The 17,184-nt window shown below is 65.3% G+C and carries 17 protein-coding genes; 11 read left to right on the forward strand and 6 right to left on the reverse strand.

Annotation, left to right across the window (positions count from 1 at the left end; genetic code table 11):
• The first annotated feature begins 4 nt into the window (after window positions 1–4).
• The 5 genes from recN (at window position 5) to EJ073_RS00320 (ending at window position 5,993) form a co-directional block, all read left to right on the forward strand.
• Window positions 5–1,678 carry a DNA repair protein RecN gene (gene recN, locus EJ073_RS00300; protein ID WP_126053906.1) on the forward strand — a complete coding sequence of 558 codons (1,674 nt, stop codon included), beginning with the start codon at window positions 5–7 and terminating at the stop codon, window positions 1,676–1,678.
• Between the two features lie 283 nt (window positions 1,679–1,961).
• Window positions 1,962–4,169, forward strand: a complete 2,208-nt coding sequence (ligA, locus tag EJ073_RS00305) for an NAD-dependent DNA ligase LigA (RefSeq protein ID WP_126053907.1) — start codon at window positions 1,962–1,964, stop codon at window positions 4,167–4,169.
• Entirely contained in the window at window positions 4,169–4,855 is a 687-nt protein-coding gene (locus EJ073_RS00310) for a TIGR02453 family protein (RefSeq protein ID WP_126053908.1), read from the forward strand. Before ligA ends, EJ073_RS00310 begins: the two co-directional genes overlap by 1 nt.
• A gap of 116 nt (window positions 4,856–4,971) precedes the next feature.
• Window positions 4,972–5,700, forward strand: a complete 729-nt coding sequence (locus EJ073_RS00315; protein ID WP_126053909.1) for an AzlC family ABC transporter permease — start codon at window positions 4,972–4,974, stop codon at window positions 5,698–5,700.
• Window positions 5,697–5,993, forward strand: coding sequence for an AzlD family protein (locus EJ073_RS00320; RefSeq protein WP_126053910.1), 297 nt, complete (start codon window positions 5,697–5,699; stop codon window positions 5,991–5,993). Before EJ073_RS00315 ends, EJ073_RS00320 begins: the two co-directional genes overlap by 4 nt.
• A 252-nt stretch (window positions 5,994–6,245) precedes the next feature.
• Here EJ073_RS00320 and EJ073_RS00330 read toward each other — a convergent pair whose 3' ends face one another.
• From EJ073_RS00330 to EJ073_RS00340, 3 genes are all read right to left on the reverse strand, one after another.
• Window positions 6,246–8,090: an aminopeptidase P family protein gene (locus tag EJ073_RS00330; RefSeq protein WP_126053911.1), complete on the reverse strand. Its 1,845-nt coding sequence runs from the start codon at window positions 8,088–8,090 to the stop codon at window positions 6,246–6,248.
• 84 nt (window positions 8,091–8,174) lie between these two features.
• Window positions 8,175–9,047 carry a 50S ribosomal protein L11 methyltransferase gene (locus tag EJ073_RS00335; protein ID WP_126053912.1) on the reverse strand — a complete coding sequence of 291 codons (873 nt, stop codon included), beginning with the start codon at window positions 9,045–9,047 and terminating at the stop codon, window positions 8,175–8,177.
• A gap of 9 nt (window positions 9,048–9,056) precedes the next feature.
• Window positions 9,057–9,635 (reverse strand): SCO family protein, encoded by a 579-nt coding sequence (locus EJ073_RS00340; protein ID WP_126053913.1) that lies wholly within the window; start codon window positions 9,633–9,635, stop codon window positions 9,057–9,059.
• Window positions 9,636–9,846: 211 nt separating this feature from the next.
• Between EJ073_RS00340 and EJ073_RS00345 the strand changes: the two genes are divergently transcribed.
• The 4 genes from EJ073_RS00345 (at window position 9,847) to EJ073_RS00360 (ending at window position 12,342) form a co-directional block, all read left to right on the forward strand.
• Window positions 9,847–10,344 carry a cytochrome b/b6 domain-containing protein gene (locus EJ073_RS00345; protein WP_126053914.1) on the forward strand — a complete coding sequence of 166 codons (498 nt, stop codon included), beginning with the start codon at window positions 9,847–9,849 and terminating at the stop codon, window positions 10,342–10,344.
• A gap of 60 nt (window positions 10,345–10,404) precedes the next feature.
• The gene (locus EJ073_RS00350; protein WP_126053915.1) at window positions 10,405–10,893 is read left to right on the forward strand and encodes a CreA family protein; all 489 of its coding nucleotides are present in this window, start codon (window positions 10,405–10,407) and stop codon (window positions 10,891–10,893) included.
• A 121-nt stretch (window positions 10,894–11,014) separates the two neighbouring features.
• Window positions 11,015–11,656, forward strand: coding sequence for a DapH/DapD/GlmU-related protein (locus EJ073_RS00355; protein ID WP_126053916.1), 642 nt, complete (start codon window positions 11,015–11,017; stop codon window positions 11,654–11,656).
• Window positions 11,657–11,910: 254 nt separating this feature from the next.
• Entirely contained in the window at window positions 11,911–12,342 is a 432-nt protein-coding gene (locus tag EJ073_RS00360; protein ID WP_189347475.1) for a low affinity iron permease family protein, read from the forward strand.
• A 99-nt stretch (window positions 12,343–12,441) separates the two neighbouring features.
• On the opposite strand, the gene EJ073_RS00365 is transcribed toward EJ073_RS00360, so the two are convergent.
• The gene (locus tag EJ073_RS00365) at window positions 12,442–13,302 is read right to left on the reverse strand and encodes an SDR family NAD(P)-dependent oxidoreductase (RefSeq protein ID WP_126053917.1); all 861 of its coding nucleotides are present in this window, start codon (window positions 13,300–13,302) and stop codon (window positions 12,442–12,444) included.
• 131 nt (window positions 13,303–13,433) lie between these two features.
• Here EJ073_RS00365 and EJ073_RS00370 point away from each other — a divergent pair, with 131 nt between their 5' ends.
• A complete protein-coding gene (locus tag EJ073_RS00370; protein ID WP_126053918.1) occupies window positions 13,434–13,715 on the forward strand; it encodes a hypothetical protein in 282 nt (93 codons plus the stop codon).
• A gap of 6 nt (window positions 13,716–13,721) precedes the next feature.
• Here the strand turns inward: EJ073_RS00370 and EJ073_RS00375 are convergent, their stop codons facing one another.
• Window positions 13,722–14,297 carry a TMEM175 family protein gene (locus EJ073_RS00375; RefSeq protein WP_126053919.1) on the reverse strand — a complete coding sequence of 192 codons (576 nt, stop codon included), beginning with the start codon at window positions 14,295–14,297 and terminating at the stop codon, window positions 13,722–13,724.
• A gap of 146 nt (window positions 14,298–14,443) precedes the next feature.
• On the opposite strand from EJ073_RS00375, the gene EJ073_RS00380 reads away from it, so the two are divergent.
• A complete protein-coding gene (locus EJ073_RS00380; RefSeq protein WP_126053920.1) occupies window positions 14,444–15,652 on the forward strand; it encodes an MFS transporter in 1,209 nt (402 codons plus the stop codon).
• Window positions 15,653–15,655: 3 nt separating this feature from the next.
• Here the strand turns inward: EJ073_RS00380 and EJ073_RS00385 are convergent, their stop codons facing one another.
• Window positions 15,656–17,128: an MATE family efflux transporter gene (locus tag EJ073_RS00385; RefSeq protein ID WP_126053921.1), complete on the reverse strand. Its 1,473-nt coding sequence runs from the start codon at window positions 17,126–17,128 to the stop codon at window positions 15,656–15,658.
• Window positions 17,129–17,184 lie beyond the last annotated feature (56 nt).

Below are 17,184 nucleotides of genomic sequence, written 5' to 3' on the forward strand. Positions count from 1 at the left end.
CGCGATGCTGTCCAGGCTGTCGATCCGCGATATCGTCCTGATCGAGAAGCTGGACATCGACTTCTTGCCCGGCCTCTCGGTACTCACCGGCGAGACCGGCGCCGGCAAATCAATCCTGCTCGATGCGCTGTCCCTGGCACTCGGCGCGCGCGGCGATGCAGCACTCGTGCGCCATGGCGCTGCCCAAGGCCAGGTCATTGCCGTGTTCGACGTGCCGCGCAACCATCCGGCCCGCGCGCTGCTTGCCGACAACGCCATCGAGGATGACGGCGACATCATCCTGCGCCGCGTGCAGACGGCCGACGGCCGCACGCGCGTTTTCGTCAACGATCAGCCGTCCAGTGTCACGCTGATGCGCGATATCGGCCATGTGCTGGTCGAGATCCATGGTCAGCACGACGAGCGGGCGTTGGTCGATCCGGGCGCGCATCGCGAATTGCTGGACAGTTTCGGCGGCCATCTCGGCGCCGCGCGCGCGACGGGCGAAGCCTGGCGCTACTGGCGCGGCTGCGAGCAGGACCTTGCCAAGCATCGCGCCAAGGTCGAGGCCGCGGCGCGCGAAGCCGACTATCTGCGCGCCTCCGTCGCCGAACTGGCGAAGCTCGATCCGCAGCCGGGCGAGGAGAGCGAGCTTGCCGAACTGCGCGCCACGATGATGCGGGCGGAAAAGATCGCCTCGGAAATCCACGACGCGCAGGACGTGCTTTCGGGACCGTCCTCGCCGCTGCCGCAGCTGGCCAGCCTGCTCAGGCGCCTGCAGCGCAAGGCGGGAGAGGCGCCGGGCCTGCTCGACGACGTGGTGAAGTCGCTCGACGAGGCGATGCTGTCGCTCGATGCGGCGCAGTCGGGCGTCGAGGCGGCGCTGCGCGCCACCGAATATGATCCGCAACGGCTGGAGAAGGCGGAAGAACGGCTGTTTTCGCTGCGCGCCGCCTCGCGCAAGCACAGCGTCGCGGTCGACGATCTAGCGCAGTTGCGTGACACGATGGCCGCCGACCTCGCCGATCTCGACGCCGGCGAGGACCGCCTGCACGGCCTGGAGAAGCAGGCGGCAGCGGCGCGCGAAGCCTACGACATCTCAGCCGCGCAACTGTCCTCGCTTCGCCATGCCGCCGCCGTCGGCCTGACCAGGGCGGTGATGGCCGAATTGCCGGCGCTCAAGCTCGAACGCGCTGAGTTCATCGTCGAGCTGGCGAGCGATGCCTCGAGCCGGATGGAAGAAGGCATCGACCAGGTCGAGTTCTGGGTGCGCACCAATCCGGGCACCAGGCCCGGGCCGATGATGAAGGTCGCTTCCGGCGGCGAACTGTCGCGCTTCCTCCTGGCGCTGAAGGTGGCGCTGGCCGACCGCGGCTCGGCGCCGACGCTGGTCTTCGACGAAATCGACACCGGGGTCGGCGGCGCCGTGGCGGATGCCATCGGCCAGCGGCTGGCCAGGTTGTCGAAGCGCGTGCAGGTGCTGTCCGTCACCCACGCGCCGCAAGTGGCGGCGCGCGCGGCGACGCATTTCCTGATCTCCAAATCCGGCGGCACCGACAAGGTCGCCACCGGCGTTGCCGAGATGGACCGGCCGGCGCGCCAGGAGGAGATTGCGCGCATGCTGGCCGGCGCCACCATCACCGACGAGGCGCGCGCGGCGGCGGAGCGTCTGCTGCGCGAGAACACGGCGGCAGCCTAGGCTGCGTTGATATTCAGGTGAGGCCGGCCTGCGAACGGCGGCTTCCTGCGCTTCCGGTGCTCGCGTACCCAAAAGTACGCTCCGCTCCGGTTCTCGGAAGCCACCCTTCTCGACTCGGCCTGACCTGAATCTCAACACATCCTGGGTGCTTGATTCTCCGTGCTTGGAATCTGAGTCAGGATATGGCTGCATCCTGCTGTTCAGGAATGATTTATTCGCAAGCCGACTCCCGGTCGGCGAATCCTGATTTATAGTGGCGCGCACAACTCAGGGACTGCCAAGCATGTCGGAAAAACCAGTCGATTCGCTGAGCGAAAGCGAGGCCGCACACGAACTGAAGCGGCTGGCGGCGGAGATCGCCGAGCATGACCGGCGCTATCACACCGAAGATGCGCCGACGATCTCGGACGCCGAATATGACGCGCTGGCGCGCCGCAACCTCGCGATCGAAGATCGCTTCCCCGATTTGGTGCGCGAAGATTCGCCGTCGCGTCGGGTCGGCGCGCCGCCGGCGGAAGGCTTTGCCAAGATACGCCATGCGGTGCCGATGCTCAGCCTCGCCAAGGCCTATACCGATGAGGACGTCGCCGACTTCATCGAGCGCGGCCGGCGGTTCTTCGACCGCGACAAGGACCTGGACATCGCCTTCACCGCCGAGCCGAAAATCGACGGGCTGTCGGCCTCACTGCGCTACGAACGCGGCGTGTTCGTGCAGGGTGCAACGCGCGGCGACGGCGCCGTCGGCGAGGACATCACCGCCAATCTCAAGACGATCGCGGATATCCCGAAGACCCTGAGAGGGTCGGGCTGGCCCGACAGCATCGAGATACGCGGCGAGGTCTACATGACCTATGCGGAGTTCGAGGCGCTGAAGGAACGCTCAGCGGCTGCCGGCGGCCAGGACTACGTCAATCCGCGCAACACGGCCGCCGGGTCGCTGCGCCAGAAGGATCCGTCGGTCACCGCTAGCCGCAACCTCAAATTCTTCGCCTATGCCTGGGGGTACACGACGGCGGACCCGGCTCCGACCCAATATGATTCGGTGCAGAAATTCGCCGAGTGGGGGTTCAAGGTCAGTCCGCTGATGGTGCGGGCGAAGTCGATCGAGGAGCTGATCGCGCAATACCATCGGATCGAGGAGCAGCGTTCGTCGCTCGGCTACGACATCGACGGTGTCGTCTACAAGGTCGACCAGCTGGAATTGCAGCGCCGGTGGGGGTTCGTCACCGGCGAGCCGCGCTGGGCCGTCGCCCACAAATTCCCGGCGGAGCAGGCGATGACCACCGTGCAGAAGATCGACATCCAGGTCGGCCGCACCGGCACGCTTGCGCCCGTGGCGCGGTTGGCGCCCGTTACGGTCGGGGGCGTCGTGGTCGAGAACGTCACGCTACACAACGAGGACTATATCAAGGGCCTGGACAGCAACGGCCTGCCGATCCGCGACGGTATCGATGTCCGCATCGGCGATACGGTGGTGATCCAGCGGGCAGGGGACGTCATTCCGCAGATCGTCAGCGTCGTCATCGACAAGCGTCCGGCCGATGCCGTGCCTTACGAATTTCCGCATACCTGCCCGATCTGCGGCTCGCCAGCGACGCGCGAGATCAACGAGAAGACCGGCAAGGAGGATTCACGCCGGCGCTGCACCGGCGAGCTGATCTGCGCCGCGCAGGCCGTTGAGGGATTGCGCCATTTCGTCTCGCGCGGCGCCATGGATATCGAGGGGCTGGGCGCGGAAAACATCGACCTGTTCTTCAACGCCGGACTGATCAAGACCGCCGCCGACATCTTCACGCTCAAGGACCGCCGCCCCGACGTCACCAGGGCCCTGGCCGGGCGGCGCGAGGAGCAGGCGAGGCTGCGCGAGGCCGCATCGGGCAAGACGCGCAAGAATGTGCGCAGCGCCGAGGAGCGCAACTATGAAGGCCTCGACAAGCTGTTCGCCGCGATCGACGCGCGCCGCGAGCCGGAGCTGGACCGCTTCATCTTCGCCCTCGGCATCCGCCATATCGGCGAGACGACGGCCGCCGTGCTTGCCAGGACCTTCTCGACCATGGAAGAGCTGATCCGTGTCGGCAAGGAGACCGCTGCGGCCGACGATCCGCACGACGTCTTCCCGTCGATCAACGGCATTGGCGACACGGTGATCGGCGCGCTGCGCGATTTCTTCGGCAATGAACGCAACGACGACGTGCTGGAGGCACTGCTCGCGCAGGTGCATCCGAAGCCGTACATTGTGGAAATCTCGGCCGGCAGCGAAGTCTCCGGCAAGACGGTCGTGTTCACCGGCTCGTTGGAGAAGATGACGCGCTCCGAGGCAAAGGCGATGGCGGAACGTCTCGGCGCCAAGGTCGCGGGCTCGGTTTCCGCCAAGACCGATCTCGTCGTGGCCGGCCCGGGCGCCGGCTCGAAGCTGAAGGATGCCACTGCGCTCGGCATCGAGGTGATCGACGAGGACACCTGGCTGCAGCGGATCGGCAGGGGCGGCTGATGGCCGGCGCGTTCAAGGGGTTTGGCCAAAAGGCCATTCCGTTCCTCAAGGCGCTCGACTTCCACCAGAACCGGGAATGGTTCCAGGAGAACCGCGACCTCTATGAGAGCGAACTGCACGAGCCGTTCTGCGATCTTGTCGAGACGCTGACCGAGCGTTTCGCCGCGGCTGGGCTCGGACTGCGCGGCGACCGCAAGAAGTCGCTGTTCCGCATCAATCGCGACGTGCGCTTCTCCAAGGACAAGCGGCCCTACAACCGGCATCTGTCGGCGATCCTGTCGCCTGATGGCACCAAGATGGAGCAGGGCGTTTTCTACGTGCATATCGGGCTCGAGCGGTGCTTCTCCGGCGTCGCCTGGTGGCAGCCCAGTCCAGAACTGCTGCTCGCCATGCGCAACGCCATCGCGGCAAGGCCGGAGAAGTATCGCGCGCTGGTGGCGGCGTTGAAGAAAAACGGTCTCGAATTCGAGACCGAGGACCGCATGAAGCGCACGCCGCGCGGCTTTGAGCATGTCACCGACAGCGACCTGGCCGAAGCCATCCGCAACCGGCACTTTTACGTCCAGCATGCAATCGATCCGGCCGGAATCCACTCGCCGGCGCTGGTCGACGAGCTCGTCGATTTCACCTTGCGCGCCAAGCCGCTGCTCGACTGGGGCAGGGCGATCCAGGGCAAGGCGCAATAGCGCGGAGCCTTGCTCGCGTGCACCGGTGATCATTTCCGCTGATTGTTCGGCTCAAGCGAATTGGTGTGACAAGGAGGGCGACGCTCCCTACATCAGGCCGTCAAAGGGAGCGATCCATGTCGGCGGAAGCGATTTCCGAAAGCAGTGCGAAGAGCGATTTCTGGGACGGCGTTCGGCTCTCGATGCCGGTCGTGGTCGCTTCGGCGCCATTCGCGCTGCTGTTCGGGGCAATTGCCGTCGACAATGGTTTCTCGGTCCTTGAGGCCTTCCTGATGAGCGCGCTGATCTTCGGCGGCGCCAGCCAGATGGTCGGTATCGAACTGTTCGGCCAGCATGTCGCGCCGTGGCTGATCGTGCTGTCGATCTTCGCCGTGAATTTCCGCCACGTGCTCTATTCCGCCGGCCTCGGCCGGCGCATCGCGCACTGGCCGGTGGTGCAGCAGGCGCTCGGCTTCTTCATCATGACCGATCCGCAATACGCCGTGTCGGAGGCGAGGGCGCAATCCGGCGAGACCGTCGGCTTTGCCTGGTATCTCGGGCTCGGCCTGCCGGTCTATGTGTTCTGGGTGATCGAAAGCGCGCTTGGCGCGGTGTTCGGCAAGCTCATTCCCGACACGCACGCGCTGGGCATCGACTTCCTGCTGCCGATCTATTTCCTCGGCCTCGTCATGGGCTTCCGCAAGCGGCCGCTGTGGCTGCCTGTGGTCGTGGCGAGCGCCGTTGCCTCCACCATCGCCTCCAAGACGGTAGGCTCGCCCTGGCACGTTTCCATCGGCGCCGTCGCCGGCGTGCTGCTCGCCGTCATACTGCCGCCGCATCACAGCGGCGTGGGGGAACGGCCATGAGCACCACTTTCTGGATCATCATCGCCGGTGCTGTCGCCACCTATCTCACCCGCGTCGGCGGCCACCTGGTCATCTCGCGCTTCGACAACGTCCATCCGCGCGTCGAGGCCGGGCTGAACGCCGTGCCGGCGGCGGTGCTGACCACGCTGGTCGCGCCGGCGGCGCTTGGCGCCGGTCCCGCCGAATGGGCAGCGCTGATCGTCGCCGCGGCCGTGTCGCTGCGCGGCGGGTTGATGTCGATGTTTTTGGCCGGTGCCGCTGTGCTGATACTGGCCAGGCAGTTCGCAGGGTAAGTTTCTGGTCCGAACTGACTGCCGGTTCAATTTCGTGCTTCTTTGGTGCGCGTCGGTGCCGCCCCTCATAGCCCTGCCGGGCATTTCTCCCCGCATAGTAACGGGGAGAAAGACGCCCTCATCGACAGTTTCGCCAATCGCTGACGTTGCAAGATAGCGCCGACGTCACGGTCAGCCCCTTCTCCCCGTCCCTATACGGGGAGAAGGTGCCGGCAGGCGGATGAGGGGCGCTGACCTTCCAAGTTGTTGGATTCAGATCTTGGCGTCGTGTGGCAGCGGCGCGGTCGCCTTCTCCAGCCAGGCCAGCGTCTCGCCGTCCAGCATAGGGCCGATCTCGGCCAGCACCCGCGCGTGATAGGTGTCGAGCCAATGCAGTTCGTCGCGTGTCAGCAGATCGGTGCGAACTAGGCGCTTGTCGATCGGCGCCAGCGTCAGCGTCTCGAAGCCATGCATGGCGATGTCGCCGCCTTCTACCTGCTCGGAGGCCGTGACCAGCACAAGGTTCTCGATGCGGATGCCGTAGGCGCCTTCCTTGTAGTAGCCGGGCTCGTTGGACAGCATCATGCCGGCGAGCAGCTTCTCGGTGCCGGTGCGGGCGATGCGCTGCGGGCCTTCATGGACTGCAAGGTAGGAGCCGACGCCATGGCCGGTGCCGTGGGCGAAGTCGCAACCATGCCTCCATAGCGCCAGGCGCGCCACGGCGTCGATTTCCGAGCCGCGCGTGCCGGCCGGAAAGCGCAGCATGGAAATGCCGATCATGCCCTTCAGCACCAGGGTGAAGCGCTCGCGCATCTCCTGCGTCGGCTCACCGATCGGTACGGTGCGGGTGATGTCGGTAGTGCCGTCCTGATACTGGCCGCCGGAATCGAGCAGGAACAACTCGCCATCGGCAAGCTTGCGGCTAGTGGCGCGGGAAACACGGTAGTGCATGATGGCGCCGTTAGGGCCGGCGCCGGAAATAGTGTCGAAGGAGACGTCGCGCAGCGGCATCTGGGTCTCCTCGCCGGTCTGCCGGCGCACCTCCTCGAGCCTGGTGACCACGGCGATCTCGTCGAGCGAGCCCGGCTTTTGCCGGTCGAGCCAGCAAAGCAGCTTGGCCACCGCCGCGCCGTCGCGACGGTGCGCGGCGCGGCTGCCGTTGATCTCGGCCTGGTTCTTGGTGGCGCGCGGAATGCGGGCTGGATCGGGCGCGGAGACCACCGTACCGCCGTTGCCCTCGACCAAAATCCTCAGCTTCTCAGCCGCCAAAACGGGGTCGAGCGCAATCCTGGCGCCGCCCTTGGCCAGCGCGACAACGGCCGCCTCGAACTCGCCTGGCTCGTGCGGATCGGCAAGCTGGGTGAGATAGGCGGCAACCATGCGCGGGAATTTGCGCTGGTCCATGAAGAGCTGGTGCTTGCCGTCGGCGGCAAGGATCGCGAAACCAAGCGCCAGCGGCGTGTGCGGCACGTCGCCGCCGCGGATGTTGAAGACCCAGGCTATCGACGACGGGTCGGTGAGCACGGCATGCGTCGCGCCGTCCTTGTCGATCGCCGCCCCCAGCCGCGCCAGCTTGTCCTTGGCCAGTTCGCCGGCGAAGCCGATCGGATGAACTTCGACGGGCGCTACAGGCGGCTCGGGCTGATCCTTCCAGATGATGTCGATCGGGTTCTTGTCGAGCGGCACCAGCGTCGCGCCGGACTGCTCGGCCGAGGCCCTCAGCGCCTTGACCTCGCTCAGCGTGTGCAGCCATGGGTCGAAGCCCAAGCGTGCACCCTTGCCGAGATTGTCCTTGATCCAGGCGGCAGGCGGGTTGTCGATGAGGCTCTCGATGGCGAAGATGTCGAGATCGACTTCGCTGCGCACCTGCAGCGTGTAGCGCCCGTCGACGAAGACGAAGGCGCGGTCGCTAAGGACGATGGCGACACCGGCCGAGCCGCTGAAGCCGGTCAGCCATTTCAGCCGCGCCGAGCGGTCGGCGACATACTCGCCCTGGTGCTCGTCCGCGCGGGGAACAATGAAACCATCGAGCTTGTTCTCAGCCAACCATTGCCGCAGCAGCGCCACGCGCGGCTTGCCGACAGACGGATCGCCCGCCGAATCGAAGGTCTGGAACATGATGGGCCTCCTCTGTTCGGCGCGACCGTAGCGCATGGCCCCGAAAACCGGAATCGATTTCCGGAAGGTCGGATTGGTCCAATTTCAGCGCTTGAGATGGATCGTCACCCAGCCCTCGCGGTGCAGGGTGCGAACGTGGCGGAAGCTCTGGCCGACATAGGCCGAGACCACGGCGTCTCGCTGGCGATCGAGAATGCCGGACAGCACGAGCGAGCCGCCGAGCCTGATGTGCTTCGCCATTTCCGGCGCCAGCCGCATCAGCGGCCGCGCCAATATGTTGGCGACGATCAGATCGAACGGCGCGTGCCTGCTGAAGATCGGGTGGTGGAAGCCCGGCGCGGTCACGGTTTCGACCAGCGCCTTGACGTGGTTGAGGCGGGCATTGGCGGCGGCGACCTTGACCGCGACCGGGTCGATGTCGGTCGCCAGCACCGGGATATGCGCCAGCCTCGCCAGCGCGATCGCCAGCACGGCGCTGCCGGTGCCGAGGTCGAGGGCGTTGCGCGGCCGCTCGCGCCGCACGACCTTCGCCAGCATTTCAAGGCAGCCGGCGGTTGTGCCGTGATGGCCGGTGCCGAAGGCAAGCCCAGCCTCGATCTCGATGGCGAGATCGCCGCTGTGGCGCTTGTCGCGGTCATGCGCGCCATGGACGAAAAAGCGGCCGGCGCGCACCGGCTTCAAGCCCTCCAGCGAGCGCGCTACCCAGTCGATTTCGGGCAGCGTTTCGCGTTCGATCGGCTTCGTCAGCGCCAGGCTGGCAAGAATGTCCTTCACCCGCGCCTCGACCGCATCGACGTCGCCATCGGCATAGAGCGAGACTTCGTGGATGTCGCGATCCTCGTCGACCTCCAACACGGCAAGCGGCAGGCCCTCATCCTCGAAGGCCGCATCGAGCGCGGCGAAGATGCGATCGGCCTCGATCTTGCCGGCGGTGAAATGGAGCCGCGTCTGCGCCATCGGATCGTGTCAGCCTTCGTTCGCCAGGCGCTTCAGCTTGGCAACGGCGGCGTCGGCGCTTTCGCCATAGGCGATGGTGCCGGAGAACTCGCCCTTGCCATTGAGCAAGAGCACAGAGGCGGTGTGGTCCATCGTGTAGTCGCCGTCGCCGGTGTCGACCTTCTTCCAGTATATGCCGAAGGCCTTGGCCATGGCATGGACCTTGTCGGGGTCGCCGCTGATGCCGACGATGCGGTCGGAGAAATTGCCGACATAGGCTTTCACAACCTCGGGCGTGTCGCGCTCGGGGTCGACGGTGACAAAATAGGCATTGAGGTTCTTGCCCTCGTCGCCCAACGTCTTCAGCCAGCCGGTCATCTCGAAGAGCGTGGTCGGGCAAACCTCAGGGCAGTGCGTGAAGCCGAAGAAGACGACGCTCGGATGACCCCTGAATGCGGCCTCGGTGATCGGGGCGCCCTTCTGGTCGACCAGCGCGAAAGCCCCGCCGTAGGGCTCACCGCCATAGTGGCCGCGGTACCAGTCGAAGGTGAGCCAGCCGATGCCTGCCGCCATCAGGACGAGAATGCCGACCAGGATTGAGCGCATCATCAGGAAATGTCCGTCGTGATTTCATTGGGCGCCCAATCAGGCGCCTTGTCCGAGCAAGTCTTAGCGGGTAGAGGCGGCCGAGGCAAAGATGCCGCGTTGCCGCAACCGGATCGATGCGGCAGTGGCCCTTGGCGGTATATTACCAATCCTTAATTTGACCGGTTTTTCTCCCAATCTATCTTCGCGGTAGACATTTCAGCGATGGACCGACATGCAGGCAGCCTCCTATTCGAAGACCCAGATCTGGCTGCATTGGGGCATCGCCGTGCTGATCCTGGTTCAGTTCCTAGCCCATGACGGCATGGAGCATGTCTGGCGTGCCTTTCGCCGCGGGCAGGAGGCCGCCGCCGGAGATCTGCCGCTGGCCTACATGCATGTCGTGCTCGGCCTTGCGGTGCTCGTTCTCGCGACGTGGCGGCTTTGGCTGAGGGCAACGCGCGGTGTGCCACCGGTCTCGGGCATGGAGCATCCGGCGCTGCGGCTGCTGGCCAAGGCGGCGCATCTGCTGATCTATGCGCTCATCTTCATCGTGCCGCTTTCGGGCGCTGCCGCCTGGTTCCTGCAGGTGCCGGGGGCAGGGCTGGTGCATGTGGTGGGCACGAACATCCTGCTCTATGTCGTGCTGCTGCATATCGCCGGCGCGCTGGTCCAGCACTTTGTCCTCAGGAGCGACGTGCTGCGGCAGATGTCGAGGTTCCGCCAGGCCTAGCTTGTAAACAAGCCACCTCAGTCCCACCTGAGACCGGCAACTCGAACCGAGGAGGCTCCCTTGCGAAAACTGATCGGCGGCGCGCTTGCCGCATGCCTCGTTCTTGGCGCTGGCGCCGCGGCGGCCGAGAAGGTCGGCAAGGTCGGCGTCGACTGGGTCGGCAACGACATCATGGTCGAGGCGATCAAGGATCCGAAAGTCGAGGGCGTCACCTGCCATGTCGCCTATTTCGATCGCAGCGTCATCGATCGCCTGCACAAGGGCAACTGGTTCGAGGATCCGTCCGATTCGTCGATCTCCTGCCGCCAGACCGGACCGATCACCATCGGTGACATCGACATGGGCGAAAGCGGCGAGGAGGTGTTCAAGCAGGGCATCAGCCTGATCTGGAAGAAGCAGGTGGTGAACCGCATCTACGACAAGAAGAACGAGACGCTGATCTATCTCTCGCATTCACGCCAGGTGCAGAACGGGTCGGCGAAGATGTCGGTCACGACGATCCCGCTCTACGGCCAGAACGTGGTCTGGACCAAGGGCAAGCCCCAATAAGCGGGGCAGGCTCTCTGGGGCTGTTTGTCGGCGCGACAATTGCTTCCGCTTTGCAGCAGCAATTGCGCGGGACAATTGCTCCCGCCTTGCGGGACCAATCGCGTGGGGGTAAAGCCGCCCCATGGACCGTGCCGAAAACCTCGTCCTGAAAGACCCTGAGCCGCGCATCCATCCGACCGCGGAACTGAAGGCCTGCAAGCTCGGCCGCTACGCCTCGATCGGCGAGCGAGTGATCCTGCGCGAGGTGACGGTCGGCGATTTTTCCTATTTCGAACGCCACGCCGAGGCGATCTACACGACGATCGGCAAATTCTGCTCGATCGCCGCCAACAGCCGCATCAATGCGCTGGAGCATCCGATCGAGCGGTTGACGCAGCACAAGGTCAGCTACCGGCCGAACGAGTATTTCCGCTGGCTGGGCGTCGACGCGGCCTTCCGGGAGCGACGGCAGGCAAGGTCCGTCAGCATCGGCCACGACGTATGGATCGGCCATGGCGCGGTGATCATGCCAGGTGTCGCCATCGGCAATGGCGCGGTCGTCGGCGCCAACGCGGTGGTCACGCATGACGTGCCGGCCTATACGATCGTCGCCGGCGTGCCGGCCAGGCCGCTGCGTCCGCGCTTCGCCGCCGACATCGCGGCGCGGATCGAACAGCTTGGCTGGTGGGACTGGCCGCCGGAGAAACTGGCGGGGGCTGTTCCCGACATGCAGCAAATGCCGATCGAGGCATTCCTCGACCGCTGGGAAAACGACGCTCCCTAATTTCCGCGGAATAAACCCCTTCCGCCAAGCGGGGGTGGCGCAGCGGAAGGGGTCGGAGGTAAACCGCCGTGAAGCGGAAGGAACAGGCTTTTCCTGCCTGCTCCGGCACTATGGCAATAAACCCATAAGGTGTTTTTTCCTGCCCCTGCGCTTTCCGCGTGTGCCGGATTGCACGGTCCCGATCGGTTCAGCGGGAACCGGGAGCGTGCGTTGGCTGTTTCTTCCGGAGTTCGCGCGACAGTCGAGAGATTCCGATGATCGAGAGACTTTTCACCAGGATTGCCAATTGGGTGGCTCATGTGGCCGGTATGCCGCCGACCTTCGCCGCCTGCGTGCTGATCGTGGTCGTCTGGGCGCTGAGCGGGCCGTTCTTCGGCTTTTCCGACACCTGGCAGCTCGTCATCAACACCGGCACCACCATCGCCACCTTCCTGATGGTGTTCCTCATTCAGAACACCCAGAACCGCGACGGCGCGGCGATCCAAGCCAAACTTGACGAACTGATCCGGGTGGGCCGCGCCCACAATCACTTCATTGGCATCGAGCATCTGACTGAATCGGAGGTCGAGGAGATCCGCGCGAAGTGCGAGCGAGCGGCGAAACGGCATGACCGCAAGATCGCCGAACTGGCTGCCAAGAAGGCCGTGGCGGGCAAGAATGGTGCAAGGAAGAAGGCTGCCGCCTGAGCGGGTCCGCCAAAGCGGTTCATCATTTCAATGAAACGCTGAACCGCTCTATCTCTTGTTTCTGACGCAATTCCGTACGGAAAACTTTCTGGAATTGCTCTAGCGGCTCATGAAGGCCGCGAAAGCGTCCTTGTGGTCAGGGTGCCAGCGCGACAGGGCAGGGCGGTTCTCGATGATGTCGCCAATCGCCCAGGCCATGCGCTTTTCGTCTGTCGGCCGCGCCACCTCATTGTCGGGGCAAAGGATGTAGAAATCGCCGTGCTTGAGCGAGGCGAGCATGAAGTCGATGACCTGCTCGCCGGTCCAGGCGCCGGCCGGCTTCTCGGTCGCGCCTTCGGTCAGGCCGGTATAGGTGAAGCCCGGGATGAGCAGGTGGGCGGAGACCCTTGCGCCGGGCTCGTTGCGCAGAGCGTGGGCAAGACCCTCGCTGAAGGTCTTCACGCCGGCCTTGGAGACGTTATAGGCGAGATTGCCGGGCGGCGTGGTGATGCCCTGCTTGGAGCCGGTGTTGATGATCAGGCCGGTTTTGCCCGAGGCCAGCATGGCCGGCGCGAAGGCCTCGACGCCATGCACGACGCCCCAGAAATTGATGGCGAGAAGCCGCTTCCAGGCATCCCGGTTTTCCCACGGTTTGCCGGGATTGTTGCCGACACCGGCATTGTTCATCAGCAGCGACACGTCGCCGAAGGCGCCTTGCGCCGTTTCCGCCAGCCGATCGACTTCGTCGGCCGCGGAAACATCCGTGGCGACGGCAAGCACGTCGCCGCCGATCGCGGCGACCGCCCGGCTTGCCTCGTCGAGGCGCGCCCCGCCGATATCGGCCAGCACGATCTTCATGCCCATGGCCGCAAACCTCTTCGCGGCGGCAAGGCCGATGCCGCTGGCGGCGCCGGTGATGACGGCGACGTTGCCGGAGGCGAGGGCCGGGAGGGCGGACTGGAATTCGGCGTCGGTGGTCATGGCAGGGTCCTTGTTCGAGGTTGCGCCGAACTTAACGCCGGATCAGGCTCAGGCAAGTCCGCTTCGACGTTGGCGGGTTGACCGCATGGGCGGCCGCCGCGCATGCTGCCCCCATCGAAGGAGACTGCCGATTGACCGACTGGGCCGAAATCCTGAAGGAGCAGACCGCCACCGGCGACCAGATGGGCCGCGAGGTGCCGAAGATGCTGGCCAATCCCGACATCAGCGAGGCGCAGGTCAAGACACTGTTCTCGGCTTTGGAGAAGCAGGCCGACTTCGTCGAGAAGCTGCGCATGGCGCTGGAGAAATTCGACCATGACTTTCCCGTCATCAAGGCGGCCGAGCGGCTGGAGGAACGCTATGCCGACCTCGCGGCGTCAGTGGCTGAAAAGCTGAAGGCCATGCGGACGTAGCGTCGTCTACTTTTCGATAAGCCTCTCGAAGCGCCTGTCCGGCACGAACCAGGTTATCGCCACCGCCACATAGAGGGCGACGCCAATCCACTGGTTGACGAAGGTGAGCAGCACACCAGCTATGTAGATCGCCAGCGAAACCTTGCCCTTCCTGTCTTGGCCCACCGCCCTGGCAAAGGTCGTGTCCGCGCCGTGCAGGTGGCGCAGCTTGGTTACCAGGATCGTGTAGGCGACGGCGCAGAGCGCCAGGTCGGCGCCGTAGACGGCGACCGGCACCGGCGCGAAATGGTTCTCGCCCATGAAAGCGGTCGTCACCGGCATCAGCGACAGCCAGAACAGAAGGTTGAGGTTCGCCCACAGGACATATCCGTCGACGCGCTGCACGGTGTGGAACATGTTGTGCAGATTGTTCCAGTAGATGCCGACATTGATGAAGGACAGGACGTAGCTGAAGAAGACCGGCCACAACGGCGCGAGGGTGGAAAAATCCTCGCCATGCGGCACCTTCAGCTCCAGCACCATGATGGTGATGATGATGGCGACGACGCCATCGGTGAATGCTTCGACCCGTCCTTTGCCCATCGATTCTCCCCTTGAACAGGCGAAGGGTACGAGAGGATTTCGCGTGGCGCCATACTGACCATCCTGTCAGGAGCGTATTGGGCGAGCGGAACGGCCGTCACCATCTGCACGTTAGGCGGGCATTCCCCAAAAAGAAGGACGTCGAGATGACGACCTACGCTCAAGCCATGACGCGCGACAATGAATTCGGCGGCGGCGCCGCGACCACCGCCGTCGCCGCCATGAGCGCGGCGCTGTTTGCCGGAAGCACGGTACTGACGCCGCTCTACGTCATCTACAAGCAAGCCTTCGGCTTTTCCCAGATGACGCTGACGCTGGTCTATGCCGTCTACGTCGTCGGCAATCTGGCGGCGCTGCTGGTGTTCGGACGGCTGTCGGATGCCATCGGCCGCCGCCCGGCCGCCCTGGCGGCGATGGCGACCGCCCTTGTCAGTGCGCTGGTCTTCCTGTTCGCCGAAAATGTCGCCTGGCTCGATATCGCCCGCATCCTGAGCGGTCTTGGCATCGGCGTCGGCGCGGGAACAGGCACCGCCTGGCTCGCCGAGCTGCTCGACAGCGAGGACAGATCGCGCGCCGCAACCATCGCCACCAGCACCAATTTCGTCGGCCTCGGCCTCGGCGCGCTGGTGTCGGGGATGCTTGCCGAATACGCGCCCTGGCCACTCAGGCTGACATTCGCGCTCTATCTGGCGCTGCTTGCCCTGGTCACGCTCTTGATCTGGCGCACCCAGGAAACCGTGTCGCGGCCAGGGCGGCTCTCGGACGTCTCGATGTGGCCACGGCTGTCGGTGCCCGCCGACATCCGCGCGGCCTTCGTGGCGCCGGCGGTGACTGGCTTCGGCGCCATGGCGCTGGTCGGCTTCTACGCGGCGCTGGCGCCAAGCATTCTGGCGCAGCAGTTGCAGGTCACGAATCATGCCGAGGCCGGCGCGCTGTTCTTCGAGCTGTCGATGGTGGCGGCCGCGACCATCCTGCTGACGGTGCGACTGTCCAGCCGCATCACCATGCTGGCGGCGCTGGCGCTGATGACCCCAACCGTGGCGCTGGTCGTTGCCGCGCAAGTCTATGCGTCCATGGCAATCATGATCGCCGCAACCGGCTTGTGCGGCGTGGCGGCGGCGCTCGGCTATCGCGGCGGCCTGCAGGTGGTGAACCAGATCGCGCCGGACGACCGGCGCGCCGAAGTTGTGTCGGCCTTCTTCATCTGCTGCTTCTGCGGCAACGCGCTGCCGGTCATCGGCATCGGCATCCTGTCGAACTGGACGAGCGCGACGGCAGCAAGCCTGGCCTTTGCCGGGATGATCACGGTCTTTGCGCTGGTGGCGCTGGGGTTCGGCGCGAAATACGCGCGCTAGGGTTCAGCCGTCCGGCGTCTCGGGCGCCATGTTCGCGCGCTGGCGCGGCACGCCGAGACCAGTGTCCGGCGGTTCGCCGGCGGCCGGCCTGCCCTCGATCATGTGCAGGGTGCGCCAGCCGCCGAAACGGTAGTAGGCGGCGGCCAGCGCCAGTGAAGTGATCGAGCCGGCCGGAAAGCTCCACCAGAGCGCCTCCTCGCCGATCACGCTCCGGAAGAAATAGGCAAAGCCGGAGCGCACGATCAGCACCGAGATCACCAGGATGATCAGCGGCGGCATCACCGCGCCGGTTGCGCGCACTGTGGCGAACAGCACGATGGTGACGCCGAACAGGATGAACGACCAGGACGCGACATTGTTGATGTGGGCGGCGATGTCTATGGCCGCGCTGTCGGTGCTGAGGAACAGGCTGAGGATCGAACGGTCGAAGAAAAACAGCAGGAAGACCAGCGCGCCGGTCAGCACCAGGTTGAAGCCGACGCCCGAAGCCGCGACCTTGCCGATGCGATCCCAGCGCCCGGCGCCGACATTCTGCGCCGCCATCGAGGAGACGGCGGCGCCGATGGCGAGCGCCGGCATCTGGATATAGGTCCAGAGCTGCGCGGCGATGCCGTAGGCGGCGGCGACCTGAGAACCGTAGGAATTGACGATGCCCATGACCGTCAGCGCCGCGGCGGAAATCACGATCATCTGCAGGCCCATCGGCACGCCCTTGAAGACGACGATCCTGAGCAGCGCCGGATCGGGCCGCAGCAGGGCGAGGTTGGCGCCGGCGAGCCTCAGCGGATGCTTGCGGGCATAGAGCACGATCAGGATGGCGATCACGCTCACCGTCTGGCCGATCAGCGTGGCGGTGGCGGATCCGGCGATGCCGAGCTCCGGGAACGGCCCGAGGCCGCGGATCAGCAGCGGGTTGAGCACGATGTCGAGGACGACCGCCAGCGCCATGAAGACGAACGGCGTGCGCGAATCGCCGGCACCGCGCAGCACCGTCATGACGAAGGACAACAGGTTCATCATCGGCACGGCGACGAAGATGATGCGCAGGTAGGAGCGTGCCAGCGGCAGCGCGTCGGCCGGCGTGCCCAGCGTGTTGAGGATGGCGTCGACCCAGATCCAGCCGTAGACGGCGAACACCACCGAGACGAGGAAGAAGAAGGTGGCGCTGGTGCCGACGATGCGCCGCGCCTCCGGCAGGTCGCGGGCGCCGACCGACTGCGCGACCAGGATGGTGGCGGCCATGCCGATGCCGAACACCGTGCCGAGGATCAGGAACAGCACCAGATTGGCGTTGGAAGTCGCGGTCAGCGCCGCCTCGCCGAGGAAGCGGCCGACCCATACGGCATTGATCGAGCCGTTGAGCGACTGCAGCACGTTGGAGCCGAGCACCGGCAAGGCGAACAGCAGCAGCGTGCGCGGGATCGGGCCGCTGGTGAGGTCGCCGGTGCGCCGGCGGGCAGGTGTCTTCTCGTCCATGGTGGGGCACCGAAAATGAATCAGGCCCGCGATCCTATCGCAGGCCTGTTTCGCAT

It is taken from the genome of Mesorhizobium sp. M4B.F.Ca.ET.058.02.1.1, assembly GCF_003952505.1.
Classification (GTDB): Bacteria; Pseudomonadota; Alphaproteobacteria; order Rhizobiales; family Rhizobiaceae; genus Mesorhizobium.